Annotated in this window: 16 protein-coding genes; 10 read left to right on the top strand and 6 right to left on the bottom strand. The window is 49.0% G+C overall.

Going from position 1 to position 17,412, the window contains the following annotated elements:
- Window positions 1–6 precede the first annotated feature (6 nt).
- The 6 genes from FPG75_RS02370 to FPG75_RS02345 form a co-directional block, all read right to left on the bottom strand.
- Window positions 7–699, bottom strand: a complete 693-nt coding sequence (locus FPG75_RS02370) for a CoA transferase subunit A (protein WP_143304953.1) — start codon at window positions 697–699, stop codon at window positions 7–9.
- A gap of 17 nt (window positions 700–716) precedes the next feature.
- Complete coding sequence (locus tag FPG75_RS02365; protein WP_143304952.1) at window positions 717–1,196, bottom strand: DUF4296 domain-containing protein; 480 nt, start codon at window positions 1,194–1,196, stop codon at window positions 717–719.
- A 72-nt stretch (window positions 1,197–1,268) separates the two neighbouring features.
- Window positions 1,269–2,198, bottom strand: a complete 930-nt coding sequence (porD, locus tag FPG75_RS02360) for a type IX secretion system protein PorD (RefSeq protein ID WP_143304951.1) — start codon at window positions 2,196–2,198, stop codon at window positions 1,269–1,271.
- The gene (gene coaBC, locus FPG75_RS02355) at window positions 2,191–3,414 is read right to left on the bottom strand and encodes a bifunctional phosphopantothenoylcysteine decarboxylase/phosphopantothenate--cysteine ligase CoaBC (protein WP_236652704.1); all 1,224 of its coding nucleotides are present in this window, start codon (window positions 3,412–3,414) and stop codon (window positions 2,191–2,193) included. Before coaBC ends, porD begins: the two co-directional genes overlap by 8 nt.
- A gap of 211 nt (window positions 3,415–3,625) precedes the next feature.
- On the bottom strand, window positions 3,626–3,967 hold the full coding sequence (locus FPG75_RS02350) for a DNA-directed RNA polymerase subunit omega (protein ID WP_111595172.1): 342 nt from the start codon (window positions 3,965–3,967) through the stop codon (window positions 3,626–3,628).
- Window positions 3,936–4,766, bottom strand: coding sequence for an outer membrane protein assembly factor BamD (locus FPG75_RS02345; protein ID WP_143304950.1), 831 nt, complete (start codon window positions 4,764–4,766; stop codon window positions 3,936–3,938). The genes FPG75_RS02350 and FPG75_RS02345 overlap by 32 nt, the downstream gene beginning before the upstream one ends.
- Window positions 4,767–5,231: 465 nt before the next feature.
- Between FPG75_RS02345 and mraZ the strand changes: the two genes are divergently transcribed.
- From mraZ to murC, 10 genes are all read left to right on the top strand, one after another.
- Window positions 5,232–5,699: a division/cell wall cluster transcriptional repressor MraZ gene (gene mraZ / locus FPG75_RS02340; protein ID WP_143304949.1), complete on the top strand. Its 468-nt coding sequence runs from the start codon at window positions 5,232–5,234 to the stop codon at window positions 5,697–5,699.
- A 10-nt stretch (window positions 5,700–5,709) separates the two neighbouring features.
- The gene (gene rsmH / locus FPG75_RS02335; protein WP_143304948.1) at window positions 5,710–6,621 is read left to right on the top strand and encodes a 16S rRNA (cytosine(1402)-N(4))-methyltransferase RsmH; all 912 of its coding nucleotides are present in this window, start codon (window positions 5,710–5,712) and stop codon (window positions 6,619–6,621) included.
- A 126-nt stretch (window positions 6,622–6,747) separates the two neighbouring features.
- On the top strand, window positions 6,748–7,128 hold the full coding sequence (locus FPG75_RS02330) for an FtsL-like putative cell division protein (RefSeq protein WP_143304947.1): 381 nt from the start codon (window positions 6,748–6,750) through the stop codon (window positions 7,126–7,128).
- Window positions 7,129–7,286: 158 nt separating this feature from the next.
- Window positions 7,287–9,362: a penicillin-binding protein gene (locus FPG75_RS02325; RefSeq protein ID WP_236652905.1), complete on the top strand. Its 2,076-nt coding sequence runs from the start codon at window positions 7,287–7,289 to the stop codon at window positions 9,360–9,362.
- Complete coding sequence (locus tag FPG75_RS02320) at window positions 9,363–10,829, top strand: UDP-N-acetylmuramoyl-L-alanyl-D-glutamate--2,6-diaminopimelate ligase (protein WP_143304945.1); 1,467 nt, start codon at window positions 9,363–9,365, stop codon at window positions 10,827–10,829. It begins immediately after the preceding gene.
- Between the two features lie 90 nt (window positions 10,830–10,919).
- A complete protein-coding gene (gene mraY / locus FPG75_RS02315; RefSeq protein ID WP_143304944.1) occupies window positions 10,920–12,179 on the top strand; it encodes a phospho-N-acetylmuramoyl-pentapeptide-transferase in 1,260 nt (419 codons plus the stop codon).
- A 42-nt stretch (window positions 12,180–12,221) separates the two neighbouring features.
- The gene (gene murD / locus FPG75_RS02310; RefSeq protein ID WP_143304943.1) at window positions 12,222–13,562 is read left to right on the top strand and encodes a UDP-N-acetylmuramoyl-L-alanine--D-glutamate ligase; all 1,341 of its coding nucleotides are present in this window, start codon (window positions 12,222–12,224) and stop codon (window positions 13,560–13,562) included.
- 126 nt (window positions 13,563–13,688) lie between these two features.
- Window positions 13,689–14,882, top strand: a complete 1,194-nt coding sequence (locus tag FPG75_RS02305; protein WP_143304942.1) for an FtsW/RodA/SpoVE family cell cycle protein — start codon at window positions 13,689–13,691, stop codon at window positions 14,880–14,882.
- A gap of 37 nt (window positions 14,883–14,919) precedes the next feature.
- Window positions 14,920–16,017 carry an undecaprenyldiphospho-muramoylpentapeptide beta-N-acetylglucosaminyltransferase gene (murG, locus tag FPG75_RS02300; RefSeq protein WP_143304941.1) on the top strand — a complete coding sequence of 366 codons (1,098 nt, stop codon included), beginning with the start codon at window positions 14,920–14,922 and terminating at the stop codon, window positions 16,015–16,017.
- Window positions 16,018–16,024: 7 nt separating this feature from the next.
- Window positions 16,025–17,374: a UDP-N-acetylmuramate--L-alanine ligase gene (gene murC, locus FPG75_RS02295; protein WP_143304940.1), complete on the top strand. Its 1,350-nt coding sequence runs from the start codon at window positions 16,025–16,027 to the stop codon at window positions 17,372–17,374.
- Window positions 17,375–17,412 lie beyond the last annotated feature (38 nt).

The following is a 17,412-nucleotide window of genomic DNA, read 5'->3' as shown; positions in this document are numbered from 1 at the left end:
ATCTTCCTAGATCTTTACAGTTTTTCGTTCTATCCGTTTTTCATAATCGCGGCCCTGGAAGATGCGGTGCACATAGATGCCCGGAATATGGATCTGATCAGGGTCCAGCTCACCAGGCTGTACGAGGTGCTCTACTTCGGCAATGGTGATGTTGCCGGCTTTAGCCATGGAAGTACTGAAATTGCGGGTGGTTTTGCAAAACACCAGGTTGCCCATGGTATCGCCTTTCCAGGCTTTTACGATAGCGTAATCCGCGTGCAGCGCCATTTCCATCAGGTATTGCTTGCCGTTGAAGGCGCGTACTTCCTTGCCTTCTGCGATCTCGGTGCCATAACCCGCCGGCGTAAAAAATGCGGGAATACCCATGCCTGCCATCTGGATGCGCGTGGCCAGGGTGCCCTGCGGAATGAGGTCCACTTCCAGTTCTCCGGCCAGCAGCTGCCTTTCAAATTCAGCATTTTCGCCTACATACGACGACATCATCTTTTTGATCTGCCTTGTTTTCAGCAAGAGGCCCAGGCCGAAATCATCTACCCCTGCATTGTTGGAGATACAGGTGAGCGCTTTCACGCCTTTGCGCACCAGCGCCGAGATACAGTTTTCAGGGATACCACACAAACCAAATCCGCCCAGCATGAGCACAGCGCCATCCTTGATATCCTGTATGGCCTCATCTGCATTTGCTACTACTTTGTTCATGTTTTGGTGTTTTATGATTACTGCTGATGCTTGATGAAAGGCTTCAGGGTATCGCCTTTCGGCAGCAGCATTACTTTTTCTGCATAAGGGAAAATGATACGCAGGCGGTGTTGTAAGGGCGCATTCTCTTCCATCAGGTCGGGCAACTTGTTCTTGCGCGCGGTTATATCTGCCTGTACTTTATTCATCACATCCTGGTATTTATCTGCATGCGCTTCATAATACTGGTAACTCTTCATAAACCCGGAAACGCTTACGCCGTGCAGGTCCAGCACCTGCCGGGCCAGTATCTTCACACGTTGCTGGCGCGCCGAATCAGTGAGAGGTGCATTGGCCACGCTCATATCATTTCCATAGGCATCTGCCAGCGACATATCTCTCAAAATTTTGCTCATCTCGTCCTGGGGAATGATGCCTTTGGGCACCTTGTCGCCATCACCGCAAGCGAAGAGCAGCGCCATTCCGGCAATCATACTGAGCTTTTGTATATACTTCATCTTTCTTTTATAAAACGGCTCACGCCAAAGCGTAAAACTATCAACATTTACCGAGATTATAACACGCGGTGATTATCTCAGCTGCTGATATTTCTGTGCATTGGGCACATCCATCTGCGCCAGCAGTTCTGCAGCGCGCGTCTTTTCCTGCGGCATGGCCTTGGAAAATATTTTCAACAGCTCATCTGATTTGGCATTGTAAAAAGTTTGCAGCAACATGGAGTTGGGAATATCCTGATGGATGCCGTACAGGAGATTAAGGCAGTTCATGATATTCGAGCGGCCTTTGTTCATATCGTCATACATGATATCGAGGCCCTGACGATGGTATTGATACATCACATCATGGAAGCTGCTGAACTTCACATTGAGGAGATTATCGGTGAGCCAGTAGCGGTTACGCTGGCCTTCAAAGGCTTTCCAGCCGCCGATATCCTTGCCATCCGGCGCATTATTGACGATGTTGAGCGCTTTTTTGAAGAAGGCATCGCCGCCGCGGGGAGAGAAGGAATCCGCATCCAGGCCGAGGATCACATACACATAATAGGCCATTACCGCGGTGAGATTGGAAGCCAGCGGATCATTGCCCGTTACGCGCGTATCGCTGAATTCCAGCGGCTGAAATTCTGCATAACGGAACACGACGTTATTGTCCTGCGTATTGAGCAGGCTGGTCACGTAGCTGGCATTGTACACCGGCCTTGTCGCTTGTATAGTAAGGGTGGCGCGATAGCTGTTGGAGCCGGTTTCCGCGGTCACGTTGAGCATGAAATTACATTCTATCCTTTCCGCCGGCGTGTAGGCATCATCGCTCCAGTGGCGGTTATTCACAAATTCCTTGAGCGCGCTTTGCAGCGTGGTGAACACTTTTTTGTCCACACCGGTGATCTGGTTGGCCACCACGGTAATATTGGCGCGGATCTCCTGCGCTTGCGCAGGGCGGGTTGCCAGGGATATCAGTGTGGCGACAAACAGCGCCACAGCGGAAAAATGTTTATGCATGTTGCAGTTCAATTATAGCGGAAACAATGTCCTGTGCCACCTCTTGTTTGGATTTCAGCGGGAAGCTGCGCTCCCGGCCTTTCCGGTCGAACAAGGTGATCTTGTTGGTATCGTAGTTGAAGCCGGCGCCGGCATCAGCGAGTGAGTTCATCACGATGAGATCGAGATGCTTTTCGCGCAGTTTCTTCAACGCATATTCCTTTTCGTTGTTGGTTTCCAGGGAGAAGCCTACCAGCATTTGCTGCGGCCCTTTGTTATTGCCCAGCGTGCGCAGGATATCATGTGTTTTTTCCAGCGCGATGTTCAGCTGTGCTTCGCCTTTCTTGATCTTTTTATCGGCCACTTCTACCGGGCGGTAATCCGCTACAGCAGCGGCGGCCACCACGATATCCGACAGCGGATAGGCGGCGATCACGGCATTGAACATATCGGCTGCGGATTGTACATGCGTGATCTCGATGCCGGTATGGGAAGTGCTGAGGTTTGTAGGCCCCAGTATCAGCTTCACTTGCGCGCCGGCGTCGGCCAGCGCTTCTGCTACGGCGATACCCATTTTACCGCTGGAGTGGTTGGTGATATAACGTACCGGGTCGATATGCTCAATGGTAGGTCCGGCGGTGACTACGGCCATCTTACCATGCAGTGGTTTGGGCGCGCCGGCGGCGGTGCTGAAATGATGGCGCAGGTAGGCTACGATGGCCTCCGGCTCTGCCATGCGGCCTTCGCCGAACAGGCCGGAGGCCAGTTCGCCGGTAGCTACCGGTATCTGATGATGGCCATAGGCTAGCAGTTTTTCTATGTTGCCGCGGGTAGCGGGATGATGCCACATATCCTCATCCATAGCAGGTGCAAAAAGCACCGGGCAGGCAGCGGAGAGATAGCAGGCCAGCAGGAGATTGTCGCACAGCCCATTGGCCATCTTGGCCAGGGTATTGGCAGATGCTGGTGCGATGAGCATCACATCGGCCCAGCGGCCTAAAGCCACGTGGTTATTCCAGCTGTTATGATCGCTGATGTTGAGCGGCACTTCATTTTTGGAGAGGGTAGCCAGGGTGAGCGGGGTGATAAAATCCGCTGCGGCGGCTGTCATCACTACTTTCACGATAGCGCCTTCTTTTACCAGCAGGCGGGTAAGTGTAGCGGCCTTGTATGCGGCGATGCTGCCAGATACGCCGAGCAGGATTTTCTTTCCTTGTAACATCTTGGTATTGTCCATGGACATATATAAAAACAAAAGCGGCAGAAATTTATTCTGCCGCCATGAAATTATTTATTTATTTGGTTATTTGGAGATTTTGTTATTTGATTTATGGATTTTTGAATTTACGGATTTTGGGATTTTGGGATTTTTGGATTTGTTGATTTGATAAATCCCTCAATCTCTAAATTCTCACATTCTTACATCCCCAAATTACCTGAATAGATCATCAACTAAATAGATCATCGTCGTTTTTGCGGAAGTAGATCTTGTTATCCAGGAATTCCTGTGTGGCCTGGATAGCAGGGTTCGCCATTCTTTCGTAGAAGCGGGAGATCTCTATCTGCTCTTTATTTTCGTGAACTTCCTCGAGGTTGTCGGTATGGCTGGCAAACTCTTCCAGCTTGGAATGGAGCTCCTCTTTCACGGAAATATTGATCTGATTGGCGCGTTTGGCTATCACGGCAATAGACTCATATAAATTACCAGTTCTGTTCTTAATATCGGTAGTATTTTTAGTTTCTACCCAGGGATTAAGGCTACTGGTTAGACTTCGCTTTATTTTGCTCATTTTCCAGTGATTTTATATTGTTTTGTGCTAAGGTATAAAATTTTTCGGCATCCGGCTTCAATTTGCTGGACGGATAGTGGTCTGCGAAGTCGAGGTATTCGGTCAATACCGTTTCGTAGCGTTCTTTTTGTTTATCCGGGATGCTGTTTTTCGCATAGTTGTAATACGCCCTGATGGCCATCATTTTGTATCCGTCGCTCTTGTCGGAGTCGGGGTAATTGCGCATCAGGTTCTTGAAGGCAATACCGGCGGCTTTATAATAGCCCAGGTTGTAGTACAGTTCTGCGGCGTTAAATTCTTTTTTCTCCAGTTTGCGGCGGCACAACTCGATTACGAGGTTGGCTTCGGCTACTTTTTCTGCCTGGGGATAGTTGTTGATGAAGGTTTGCATGGCGGCAATCGCTTTGATGGTATTGCTTTGATCGAGCGATACTTTGGGCGATTGTTTATAATAGCAATAAGCCTGCATGTAGTCTATCTCCACGGCGCGGGGGCTGTTGGGGAAGATGTCGAGGTAGTTCTTGAAATGGAAAGCTGCCTGAACATAGTCCTTCACATAGTAGGAGCAATATGCGTAATTGTAGTAAAGTCCTTCGAATTTATCGGTACCCTTGTATACCTGCAACAGGTCAGTATAAAGCTGCTGGGCCGTGTTGTATTTTTTCTTTTGATACAACTTATCGGCATATGCCAGCTTCTTTTCAAAGTTGTTGCTTTTCTCGATCCTTCTGAGTTCGTTGTTACAGGAGGTGGCGATGATCAGCATAAGGGCACTGATGTACAATAAAAATTTCCGCATAAAAGAGTGGCAAAATTAAGAATTAAATGTAAATGTAAGGCCGGAAGTTTTTCGTAGCTGTTAAAATTTTGTAAAAGAGGCAATTAAGTCGACAAAAAGGGATACTCCCGGGATAAAGCCGGTTTCAAGGCAGTATAAAGCCAGTATAAAGCCAGTAGACAAATTAAAATATTTATACACACGTAAGGCGATCCGCGTAAAAAATTCCCACCAGCATGCGTTGCGGTCGTGGTAGCCCGGCGGCTGTGCCCAAGGGTTATAAACACTATTTCAACTTATATCAACACATTATCCACATATATTAACAAGATATACACACGACAAGTGAATAAAGCCAGGTGAAAGTCAATATATAAGGGCATTCTTTTCTGTGGAAAAAATTTATAAAGTATTTTTTCGTTAAAAAGTGGGAAAAAGTGTTATTTTGTGTTAGAAAATGGATTTCAAGGACTTTTGCCCCATGGTATGACTGGTTTTCTCGGTGAATATGAAGCAACGCTGGACGCAAAAGGGCGCTTTCTGTTACCTGCCGGATTCAAGAAGCAGTTATCGGAGAGTGCCGGGGGACAGTTTGTGATCAACCGTGGATTTGAGAAATGTTTGTCCCTGTATCCGATGAACGAGTGGCAACCCATTTTTGAGCGTATCAGCAAGCTGAATGATTTTGATCCGAAGGTAAGAGAATTCAGGCGTTACTTCCTCAACGGGGCCACCATACTGGAATTAGATAGTGCAGGAAGACTGCTGGTACCGAAAAACCTGTTGTCTTACGCCAATATGGAAAAAGATATCGTGCTGGCAGCAGCATCCAATAAAATCGAGATCTGGGATAAAGGTAAATACCAGGAGTTCTTTGAAAATTTCTCACCAGGAGCCTTCAGCGATCTGGCTCAACAGGTAATGGGCGGAGGAGATAACAACATGATAATTTAAACTGTGGCATATGGGCGAACAGCAATACCACTTACCCGTTCTGCTGCAGGAAACAACGGAGCTTTTGCATATCCGCCCGGAAGGGACCTATGTAGACGCCACGTTCGGAGGCGGCGGACATTCGAGAGCCATCCTGGAAAAACTGGGTGAAAAAGGAAAACTGATAGTATTTGATCAGGACGAAGATGCTTACCGCAACCGCATTACCGACGAGCGCGTAACATTTGTACAACAAAATTTCAGGCACCTGCAACGCTTTCTCAAATTACATAAAGCAGATCAGGTAGACGGAATACTGGCCGATCTGGGCGTTTCATCGCACCAGTTTGATACGGCCGAAAGAGGATTCAGTATCCGCTTCGACGGCGACCTGGATATGCGGATGGACACCAGAAGTGAATTTACCGCCGCACAAATCCTGGCCACCTGGTCGGAAGCAAGGTTACAACTGATCTTCCAGGAATATGGTGAAGTCACCAATGCCAGAACATTGGCGCAAACAATTGTGAAGCAAAGAAAAACACACCCCATGCGTACCATCACGGAGTTTAAATCCGTGATACAGCCCATCGTAAAAGGCAACCCGCAAAAATACCTGGCGCAAGTATTCCAGGCTTTACGTATAGCCGTTAACGATGAACTGGGCGCACTGAAAGAATTATTGTCACAAAGCGCACAGGTACTGAAACCCGGAGGCCGGCTCGCCATCATCACCTTCCACTCGCTGGAAGACAGAATGGTAAAGAACTTTATGAAGACAGGCAGTTTCGAGGAAGCACAGGACGACAATCCATTCGGTACGGCAACAGCCCCTAAATTGTTCAGATTAATCACGAAAAAACCGGTTACCGCCAGTGATGCAGAACTGAAAAATAACAGCAGGTCAAGAAGCGCAAAACTCCGTGTAGCCGAAAAAGTATGATCCGGCATTTAACCGGCGATATCATCCTATCCAATCCTATCCTAACACATCTGTTGTGATTTGCTTTCAATTGTTGATTGTGTTTAGCGATCAATTTATTAAGTCAAATTTTTAAAAGCATAGCGCGTGTCAGAGGAAGAAGTTATAGATAAAAACCAGGAAATGCCGGGCGATGACGACAACATTATCTCCCGTGAACCGAAGAGGGAATGGCGTTTACGCATCAATTACCGGGTGCTCGTACAAAACATGCCTTATATCCTCTTCCTTTCTGTACTGGCGCTTATCTATATCGCTAACAGCCACCTTGCTGAAAAAAAGATCCGGCGCATCAATCAACTCAGTAAAGAGATCAAGGAACTCAAGTGGGAATATATCAACGTGAAAAGTGAACTGATGTTCCGTTCCAAAATGAGTGAAGTCAGCAAATCGGTAGAACCGCTGGGACTCAAAACACTCAGCAGCCCGCCGCAAAAGATCTTGCTGAAACAAGCAACGGATAAATGAACATAACATTGATACCTGACGCTGCCCGCCCTATCCTGCAGCGAAGGACGGGGATGCTGGCAAATTCATCACATGGCAAGCATCTCATATAAAAGCCGCCAGTGTCAGGTATCTTCTAAATAAAAAAAGTGGATGTAAAAAAAGACATATTGTGGCGAGTGTATCTGTGCCTGATCGGCATGGCGCTCTTTGGCGTCGCCATCCTGATCAAGGTATTCTACATCCAGCAAGTACAAGGTCAATACTGGCGTAACATGGCCGACAGCCTGCAAACGCGGTATGTGGCACTGGATGCCGACAGAGGCACCATCTATTCGGAGGAAGGCAGGATGCTGTCGACCTCCATCCCGTATTTCGACATCCGCATAGATTTCGCCGCCGACGGCCTGCGCGACAAAAACGGGAAAGTATTCAAAGAAAATCTTGATTCCCTGTCCATCGCACTGGCAGGGCTTTTCAATGACCGCAGCAGGAACGAATACAAACAACTCCTGCAGGAAGGATATAAAACAAAGGACCGCTATTTTCTCCTGAAAAGAGATGTGCCCTTTAACGAATACCAGCAGCTGCGCACCCTGCCCATGTTCCGGCTCGGGAAAAACAAAGGCGGCATGATCGCGGAAACAAAAAGTAAACGCATCAACCCCTTCAAACTGCTGGCCAACAGAACCATCGGCCTCGCCCGCGAAAACTCGCAGAGCGTAGGACTCGAAAGGACCTACAATGATTACCTGAAAGGGGTAACCGGTAAACGCCTCATGCGACGCATCGCAGGAGGCACTTATGTTCCTGTAGAAGGCTATGATATCGAACCGGAAAACGGACACGATATCGTTACCACTATCGATGTGAACATGCAGGATATCGTGGAAAATGCCCTCATGAACATGATGGTAGGCAACGAAGCAGAACACGGCACCTGCATCCTCATGGAAGTGAAAACAGGCAAAATCAAAGCCATCGCCAATCTTGGCCGCCAACCAGATGGCAACTATTGGGAAGATATGAACTATGCACTGATGGTAGGTGAACCCGGTTCCACCTTTAAACTGGCCACCGTCATCTCCGTGCTGGAAGATAAATACGCCACCATGAACACCATGGTGAACATGGATAATGGCCGCTGGCAGGTAGGACGCAGGACGGTATTCGATTCAGAACCGCATCCCGGCCCACAGCTGGTGACCGTGAAACATGCATTCGAGCTGAGTTCCAATGTAGGCATGGCTAAACTCGCCATGCAGTACTACAGCAAGCAGCCCAACAACTTTGTGGCGCACCTGAAAAAACTCAAACTCGATCAAAACACAGGCATCGACCTCGTAGGTGAAGGCAGACCGGTGATCAAATCCACCGCTTCCCGCACCTGGAGCGCCACTACCCTGCCCTGGATGGCTTTCGGGTATGAAGTGCTTATCAGCCCGCTGCAAACGTGCATGCTGTACAATGCAGTGGCAAACAACGGTAAAATGATGAAGCCCTACCTCGTCAATTCCGTCATGGAATATGGCCAGGTAGTTAAACAGTTTGAGCCCACTGTAGTGATGGACAGCATCTGCTCCAAAACCACACTGGCACAGCTCAGACAAATGCTGGCAGGCGTAGTAACAGATGGTACCGCTAAAAAATTGCGTACCGACTCCTACTCCTTCGCCGGCAAAACCGGTACCGCCCTCGTGGCCAACGGCGCCAGAGGCTATGCCGACAAGATCTACCAGGCCTCATTCGCCGGCTATTTCCCGGCCAATGATCCGCAGTACACCTGCGTGGTAGTGATCAAAAACAAACCGCATGCATTGCGGTTTTACGGCGCTAACGTTGCCGGCCCGGTATTCCGCGAAGTAGCTGACAAACTCTATGCGATGGCCGTGGAAAAACAACAGCCCTTGCGAGCCAACGTACAGCTGGATACCGCGCTCGCATTGAAAACCGGCAAAGGCAACGAATGGAAACAGATCCTCGGTACCCTGCAACTCCCCTGGAATGGCAACGTAGCCAACAACAGCTGGGTAAGCGCTAAAGTGACCGACCGCAAGATCGCCTTCGAGTCAGTACCACAGCCGAAAGGCGCCGTACCCGACGTTACCGGAATGGGCCTCAAGGATGCCCTCTACCTGCTCGAAAATGCAGGCCTCCGCGTAGTAGTGAAAGGCGCCGGAAAAGTGAAAACACAGTCGCTCCCCGGAGGGACTAAAATCAGTAATGAACAAACTATCGTAATAGAACTGAGCTAGATGAAGACGCTGCGCGACATATTGTACAATGTAAGCATAATCGCCGTTCATGGTAATAACGATATTACCGTGAACGCATTGGCTATTGATTCCAGAGCGATCGGGAAAGACGATGCTTTCATTGCCGTGAAAGGCGTACACGTAGATGGCCACCAATATATCGACAAAGCCATCGCACAGGGCGCCGCCGCCATCATCTGCGAAACATTGCCGGAACAACTGCAACCCAATATCTGCTACGTGCAGGTGAACAACAGCGCACTCGCCAGCGGTATCATGGCAGGCAACTACTATGATAACCCCTCCCAACATCTGCAACTGGTGGGCGTTACAGGCACCAATGGCAAAACCACCATCGCTACCCTGCTGTTCCGTTTGTTCACCCAGCTGGGCTACCACTGCGGATTGTTGTCTACCGTACAAAACCAGATCGGCAACAACATCATACCAGCAACGCATACCACTCCCGATCCCATCAACCTCAATGCCCTCCTGGCAAAGATGGTAGCGGACGGATGTAACTATGCCTTCATGGAAGTGAGTTCACATGCCATCCATCAGCAACGCATTGCCGGACTGAAATTCGCTGGTGGCATCTTCAGTAATATCACACATGATCATCTCGACTATCATAAAACATTCGACGAGTATATCCGTGTGAAAAAATCGTTCTTTGATAACCTGCCCGCTACAGCGTTTGCCCTCACCAACCTCGACGACAAACGAGGCAACGTGATGCTGCAAAATACCAAAGCCCGGAAGGCCACCTACAGCCTCCGTACCCTGGCGGATTTCAAAGGAAAGATATTAGAGAACAACCTCACCGGCCTCATTATGCTCGTGGCTGATACGGAAGTACATTTCCGCCTCATCGGCGAGTTCAATGCCTATAACCTGCTCGCCGTTTATGGCGCCGCCGTACTCCTCGGAAAAGATAAATCCGAAGTGTTACAGGCGCTCAGCGGTATCCAGGGCGCAGAAGGCCGGTTCGACTATATCGTTTCCGATAAAGACCAGATCATCGCGATCGTGGATTACGCACATACGCCGGATGCATTGAAAAATGTACTGGCCACCATCAAAAACCTGCGTAAAGGCAACGAACAGGTGATCACCGTAGTAGGTTGCGGCGGCGACAGAGATACCGCCAAACGCCCGGTGATGGCCGATGTAGCGGCAGAGAACAGCGACCGTGTGATCCTCACTTCTGATAATCCGCGTTCGGAAGATCCCGTTGCCATCATCCATGAAATGGAAGCCGGCATCCCCGTGCATCTCAAAAAAAGAGTGCTATCGATCACCGACCGTAAAGAGGCGATCAAAACAGCGGTTACACTGGCAAGCAAAGACGATATCATCCTGGTGGCAGGCAAAGGCCATGAAAAATACCAGGAGATACAAGGCGTGAAACATCCTTTTGACGATAAACAAGTGGTATTGGAGATGATGAAGATGATGGAGAAATAAAAACAATACCACATCCGGATTTTAATAACTCAATGACTTAACAGCTCACAGCCCGCCATAGTGGCCGCTGGAGAGCTACGACTAAAACATATGTTATACTATTTTTTAAATTATCTGAAATCAGAATTTAAGATCAGCGTGATCGGTGGCGGGATGTTCCAGTTCATCACGTTCAGGGTAACAATGGCCTTGCTGTTGTCGCTCGTGATCTCTTTGCTTTTGGGTAAACGCATCATCAGATTCCTGCAACGCAAACAGATCGGTGAAACCATCCGTGAGCTGGGCCTTCAGGGTGAAAACACCAAGAAGGGCACTCCTACCATGGGCGGCCTTATCATACTTTCTGCCATCGTAATACCTACCCTGCTTTTCGCACAGGTAGCCAATGTATACATCTGGTTAGTGCTCCTCAGCACCGTATGGCTGGGCCTCATCGGCTTCCTCGACGATTATATCAAAGTATTCAAGAAAAATAAAGAAGGACTGGCCGGTCGTTTCAAGATCGTAGGCCAGGTAGGACTGGGCCTCATCGTAGGCACCACCCTGTATTTCAACAATGATGTAGTAGTATCCCGCGAGCTCGTGGGCGCCAAAAAACTCGCGCCCTATGAAAGGCAGCTGGTGAACCATCCGGAGCGCGTCACTAAAGACGGGCACCGTTTCGTGGATGTGAAAACGCCGATCACCACCATCCCCTTCGTAAAAAACCATGAGTTCAGTTATTCCAAACTGATCTCCTGGATTCCCGGCGCAGAGAAATATACGTTCGTGATCTATATCCTCATCGTAACGTTTATCATCACGGCGGTATCCAACGGGGCCAATATCACAGATGGCCTGGATGGCCTGGCAACGGGCGTTTCAGCGATCATCGGCGTAGGACTTGGCATCTTCGCCTATGTATCCGGTAATATCCAGTTTGCAGAATACCTCAACGTGATGTATATCCCCAACCTTGGCGAGCTGTCGATATTCATTGCGGCATTTGTGGGGGCCTGCGTGGGCTTCCTCTGGTACAATGCTTATCCGGCGCAGGTGTTCATGGGCGATACCGGCTCGCTGGCACTGGGCGGCATCATTGCCTCACTGGCCTTCATCGTGCGCAAGGAACTGCTGATACCCATCTTCTGCGGCGTGTTCCTGGTAGAGCTGCTGTCGGTAATGTTACAGGTATCTTACTTTAAATACACCAAGAAGAAATACGGTGAAGGCAGGCGTATCCTGAAGATGTCGCCACTGCATCACCACTACCAGAAACTGGGTTACCACGAGAGCAAGATATCTGTGCGTTTCTGGATCGTTACCATCATGTGCGTGGTATCTGCCATCGCAACACTGAAAATGAGATAAACTGAATTATCGATATAAAACTAACGGAGAAGACTAAACGTAATGGCACATAAACTGATCATATTAGGAGCTGGAGAAAGCGGAATTGGTGCAGCCTTGCTGGGAAAGCAGCAGGGGTATGAAGTTTTTGTATCAGACGGAGGAACAATCAAAGACAATTACAAACAGGAACTGGCGGTAAACCAGATATCTTTTGAAGAGGGACATCATTCCTGGGATATCATACTGGGCTCAGACGAGATCGTGAAAAGCCCTGGCATCCCTGAAAAATCGGAACTGATGAAAAAGGTGCGCGAAAAAGGCATACCTGTGATCTCGGAGATAGAGCTGGCCTACCGTTTCTCGAAAGGTAAAAAGATCATTGCCATCACCGGCAGCAACGGCAAGAGCACCACTACGGCCCTCACCTACCACATCTTCAAGACCGCTGGCCTGGATGTGGCCATGGTAGGCAATATTGGCGTCAGCTATGCCCGGCAGGTGGCGACCGCACCAGCGGAGTATTATGTGATTGAAGTTAGCAGCTTCCAGCTGGATGACATCCGGGAATTCAAACCCGATGTAGCTATCCTGCTGAACATTACGCCTGATCACCTGGACCGCTACGAGTACAAAATGGAAAACTATGTAGCCTCCAAATTCAGGATCGCCATGAACCAGACGAAAGAAGATTATTTCGTGTACTGCATGGATGATCCGGAGATCATGCAGCATCTGTCGCAGCAACCCATTTATTCAACATCAATACCTTTTACCATCATGAAACCACTGAAAGCAGGCGGCTTTGTCGACAAGGGCCAGATGCACCTGAAGGTAGATGAAGACCCGGTCATCGTATCCATATACGACCTGGCACTTAAAGGAAAACACAATTTATATAATTCGATGGCAGCAGGAATCGCAGGCAAAACCATGGATATCCGGAATGAAAAGATCCGCGAAAGCCTTACCTCATTCAAAAGCCTCGAGCATAGAATGGAGTATGTGGCTTCTATCCGCGGGGTGGACTTTATCAACGACAGTAAAGCCACCAACGTCAACTCCGTATGGTTTGCACTGGAAAGCATCGAGAAACCGATCGTGCTCATCATGGGCGGCGTTGATAAAGGCAACGACTACGGCGCCATCCGCGATCTTGTGAGAGAAAAAGTAAAAGCGATCATCTGCCTCGGCGTAGACAACCGCCCCATACAGGAGGCCTTGTCCAAAGACACCGCCACCATGGTCAATACCAGCAATATGCGCGACGCGGTACAAGCCGCACTACGCCTCGCCAACAAAGGCGACGTAGTACTGCTCTCCCCTGCCTGCGCCAGCTTCGACCTCTTCAAAAATTATGAAGACCGCGGCCGCCAGTTCAAAGAGGCAGTAAAAGAACTATAATGGGTAAATGGTAAAAGGTTGTCATCAAAATAATTCATCAACAAAAAAACAAACAACAAAAACATCAATAAACAACAAAACACCAATACAATAAATAAATCAAAAAATACCGAAATACCTAAATAAATGAACGGTTTGCTATATAGAACTAAAGGCGATAAAGTTATCTGGACGATAGTGGTTTTCCTGTCGCTGGTGAGCTTATTGGCTGTATATAGCGCTACCGGTTCACTGGCTTATCGTGAAAGAGGCGGTCATACCGAATATTATCTCCTCAAACAACTCACGGTATTGGTCATGGGGCTGCTGATCATCTATTTCGCTCACCGTGTGAATTATACGATTTACTCGCGCGTGGCGCAGATAGGCTTCCTGTTGTCGATCCCCTTGCTGGTGTACACACTGGCTTTCGGTTCGCACATCAACGATGCCAGCAGGTGGATACGCCTGCCGATCATCAACCTCACCTTCCAGACATCGGACGTGGCCAAACTCGCCATCTTCATGTATGTAAGCAGGCAGTTATCACGCAGGCAACATGTGATCAATGATTTCAAAAAAGGATTTCTGCCGATCATTATCCCTGTAGGCGTGATCTGCATCCTGATCATGCCGGCCAACATGAGTACCGCTTTGCTACTGGGCGCCAGCTGTATGCTGCTGTGCTTCATCGGCAGGGTGCCGGTCAGGTTCCTGGCTTCCATGGTGGCGGCAGGCGTGGTACTGGTATTGCTGATGTTCTTTGTAGCCAAAGTATCCGGTATGAAAATGCGTACGGAAACATGGTCTAAACGTATTGAAAGTTTCATGCACGACGATCATACCGAAACGCCGTACCAGGTACAACAGGCCAATATCGCCATCGCTGGCGGCGGCTTCATGGGCAAAGGCCCCGGTAACAGTACACAACGTAACTTTTTACCGCATGCCTATTCCGATTATATCTATGCTACCATCATAGAGGAATACGGGATGTTCGGCGCTTTCCTCATACTGGCTGCGTATATGGTGCTGCTGTTGCGGAGCATACGCATCTACCGGAAATGCCCCTACGCTTTTGGCGCCTTCCTCGCAGTGGGGCTTAGCGTTACACTGGTGATACAGGCGCTGACCAATATGGCTGTAAACGTGCACCTGTTCCCGGTTACAGGGGTTACGCTGCCATTGGTGAGCATGGGTGGTTCTTCGGTATTGTTTACCAGTTTCGCTATAGGCATTATTCTGAGTGTGGCGAGGAATGTGGAAGAGATGGAAGGTAAACAGGCAGAGAAAGAAAGGCTCGAAAGGGTGATGGCACAACAAAACGAAGTAGTAGCATAATTCGTATCTATTTAAAATCAATCGTATAAAAAACAATATGCAACGCAAAGTGATCATAGCAGGTGGTGGTACCGGAGGACATATCTTCCCGGCAATCGCTATTGCGAATGCGTTGAAAAAAATTCAACCGGACATTGACATCCTCTTCGTAGGCGCCAAAGGAAAAATGGAAATGGAGAAAGTGCCGCGGGCTGGCTATCCTATCGAAGGATTGGAGATCGCTGGTTTTAACCGCAGCAATATCTTCAAAAATATCCTGCTGCCTTTCAAGATCCTGAAAAGCCTCGGACAGGCAAAGGCCATCCTGAAAAGGTTCCAGCCCGATGTAGTGATCGGCGTGGGAGGATACGCCAGCTTCCCTATCCTGCGGGCAGCGCAGAAAAGAGGCATCCCCTCGCTGATACAGGAACAGAACTCCTTTGCCGGCAAGTCCAACAAGATACTGGGCCGCAAAGCCGCAAAGATCTGTGTGGCCTACGATGGTATGGAAAAGTTTTTCCCGGCAGAAAAGCTCGTACTAACGGGCAACCCTGTACGAAATAATATTACACAGTCGGCCGTCACCAAAGAAGACGCCTTGCAGTACTTCCAGCTGGACCCGGCAAAGAAAACAGTGTTCGCCGTAGGCGGCAGTCTGGGCGCCAAATCTATCAACGAAGCCTTGCAGCCCCTGCTGCCGGCGCTGAAGGAGAAAAATATCCAGTTGATATGGCAGACCGGTAAACCGTTTTATCAAACTGCTGTTGCCGCCGCAGCGCCTTACGCGGCCAACGTGAAAGTGTATGAGTTCATCAACGTGATGGACTTTGCCTACAAAGCAGCAGACGTAGTATTATCACGCGCCGGCGCGCTCGCCATCGCAGAGCTCTGCGTAGTGAAGAAGCCCGTGATATTTGTGCCTTATCCTTTCGCCGCAGAAGATCATCAGACTTCCAACGCCATGAACCTGGTCAACAAAAACGCCGGCATGATCATCAAAGATGATGAAGTAAGGAACAAACTGGGTGATGTATTATTCAGTCTCCTTCAGAACAAAGCCCTGATGGAGCAACTGGAAAAAAATATCGGCACGCTGGGCAATCCCAACGCTGATATGGTAATCGCAAAAGAAGCATTGAGTATAATAAGGAACTAGGAGAAATATGGATTTGAACAACATACAAAGGGTTTATTTCATCGGCATCGGTGGTATCGGGATGAGTGCCATTGCGCGCTTTTTCAATGAAAAAGGCGTGCACGTAAGTGGCTACGACCGCACCGCTACCGCACTCACCAGGCAACTGGAGGCCGAAGGTATGCAGATCCATTACACTGACGATATCCAGCTGTTAGACAAGGACGCTAACCTCGTCGTATACACGCCGGCGATACCTGCCGCACATACAGAGCTGCAATGGTACCGTGATCACCATTATGAAGTAGTGAAACGCAGCGATGTACTACAGGAGATCACCCGCTCCCTGTTCGCCATCACCGTAGCAGGCACGCATGGTAAAACCACCGTGTCTACCATGATCGCACACCTGCTCACCAACAGCGGATATGGCTGCAATGCTTTCCTGGGGGGCATCAGCGTGAATTATGACAAGAATTTCTGGAGCAGTGATAAAGCGGTAGCCGTGATAGAAGCAGATGAGTACGATCGCTCTTTCCTGAAATTAAATCCGGATATCGCCGTGCTCACCGCGATGGATGCAGACCATCTGGATATCTACGGTACACCGGAAGCCATGGAAGACGCCTTTATCCAATATACGCACAACATCAAGCCCAAAGGCACGCTGATTGCGCGTTTCGGCCTTCATCGCGATAAAGAGCTGCGGGCAGATAACAAACTGTTGTACAGCTTGCAGAATGATGTTGCCGATGCTTATGCCGCCAATATCCGCATGGTGAACGGCGGTTATGAGTTTGATGTGATGCAGAAAGACTGGATGATCGACAAGCTGCAACTGCACATCGGTGGTATGCACAATGTGGAAAACGCAGTGGTAGCCATTACCGTGGCACACCTGCTGGGTATTGATGCAGATAAGATCAGGACGGCGCTCGCCTCTTTCAAAGGTATCAAACGCAGGTTTGAATATGTGATCAAAAATGATCGTCAGGTATATATCGATGACTATGCACATCATCCGGAAGAGCTGCGGGCGCTCATCACCAGCGCCAAAGCGCTGTTCCCCGGAAAGCAATGCACGGTGATCTTCCAGCCGCACCTGTTCTCGCGCACGCGCGATCTGGCAGACGGGTTCGCAGCGAGCCTCTCCCTCGCGGATGAAGTGATACTGCTCCCCATCTATCCCGCACGTGAACTGCCCATACCGGGCGTTACCAGCGAGATGATCGCAGAGAAGATGACCGCAGCGGTGAAGATCATGCAGAAAGAAGAAGCGCTCAACTGGCTGAAAGATCACGAAACGCCATTACTGATCACTGCCGGCGCAGGCGACATCGATCAACTAAAAGATCAAATCAAACAAATAAAAAAATAAACAACAAAACACCCATACAATTCACAAATCCGTAAATC

It is taken from the genome of Chitinophaga vietnamensis, from assembly GCF_902167635.1.
Taxonomy (GTDB): Bacteria; Bacteroidota; Bacteroidia; order Chitinophagales; family Chitinophagaceae; genus Chitinophaga; species Chitinophaga vietnamensis.
Note: the sequence above shows the minus strand (reverse complement) of the source record. Positions and strands in the feature narration are given on the sequence as shown.

Coding starts and splice junctions, on each gene's coding strand:
- FPG75_RS02365 (WP_143304952.1), bottom strand. CDS start 1,196: ATGAAGTATATACAAAAGCTCAGTATGATTGCCGGAATGGCGCTGCTC.
- FPG75_RS02350 (WP_111595172.1), bottom strand. CDS start 3,967: ATGAGCAAAATAAAGCGAAGTCTAACCAGTAGCCTTAATCCCTGGGTA.
- FPG75_RS02370 (WP_143304953.1), bottom strand. CDS start 699: ATGAACAAAGTAGTAGCAAATGCAGATGAGGCCATACAGGATATCAAG.
- murG (WP_143304941.1), top strand. CDS start 14,920: ATGCAACGCAAAGTGATCATAGCAGGTGGTGGTACCGGAGGACATATC.
- murD (WP_143304943.1), top strand. CDS start 12,222: ATGGCACATAAACTGATCATATTAGGAGCTGGAGAAAGCGGAATTGGT.
- mraY (WP_143304944.1), top strand. CDS start 10,920: ATGTTATACTATTTTTTAAATTATCTGAAATCAGAATTTAAGATCAGC.
- FPG75_RS02320 (WP_143304945.1), top strand. CDS start 9,363: ATGAAGACGCTGCGCGACATATTGTACAATGTAAGCATAATCGCCGTT.
- FPG75_RS02305 (WP_143304942.1), top strand. CDS start 13,689: ATGAACGGTTTGCTATATAGAACTAAAGGCGATAAAGTTATCTGGACG.
- FPG75_RS02345 (WP_143304950.1), bottom strand. CDS start 4,766: ATGCGGAAATTTTTATTGTACATCAGTGCCCTTATGCTGATCATCGCC.
- porD (WP_143304951.1), bottom strand. CDS start 2,198: ATGCATAAACATTTTTCCGCTGTGGCGCTGTTTGTCGCCACACTGATA.
- murC (WP_143304940.1), top strand. CDS start 16,025: ATGGATTTGAACAACATACAAAGGGTTTATTTCATCGGCATCGGTGGT.
- mraZ (WP_143304949.1), top strand. CDS start 5,232: ATGACTGGTTTTCTCGGTGAATATGAAGCAACGCTGGACGCAAAAGGG.
- rsmH (WP_143304948.1), top strand. CDS start 5,710: ATGGGCGAACAGCAATACCACTTACCCGTTCTGCTGCAGGAAACAACG.
- coaBC (WP_236652704.1), bottom strand. CDS start 3,414: ATGGACAATACCAAGATGTTACAAGGAAAGAAAATCCTGCTCGGCGTA.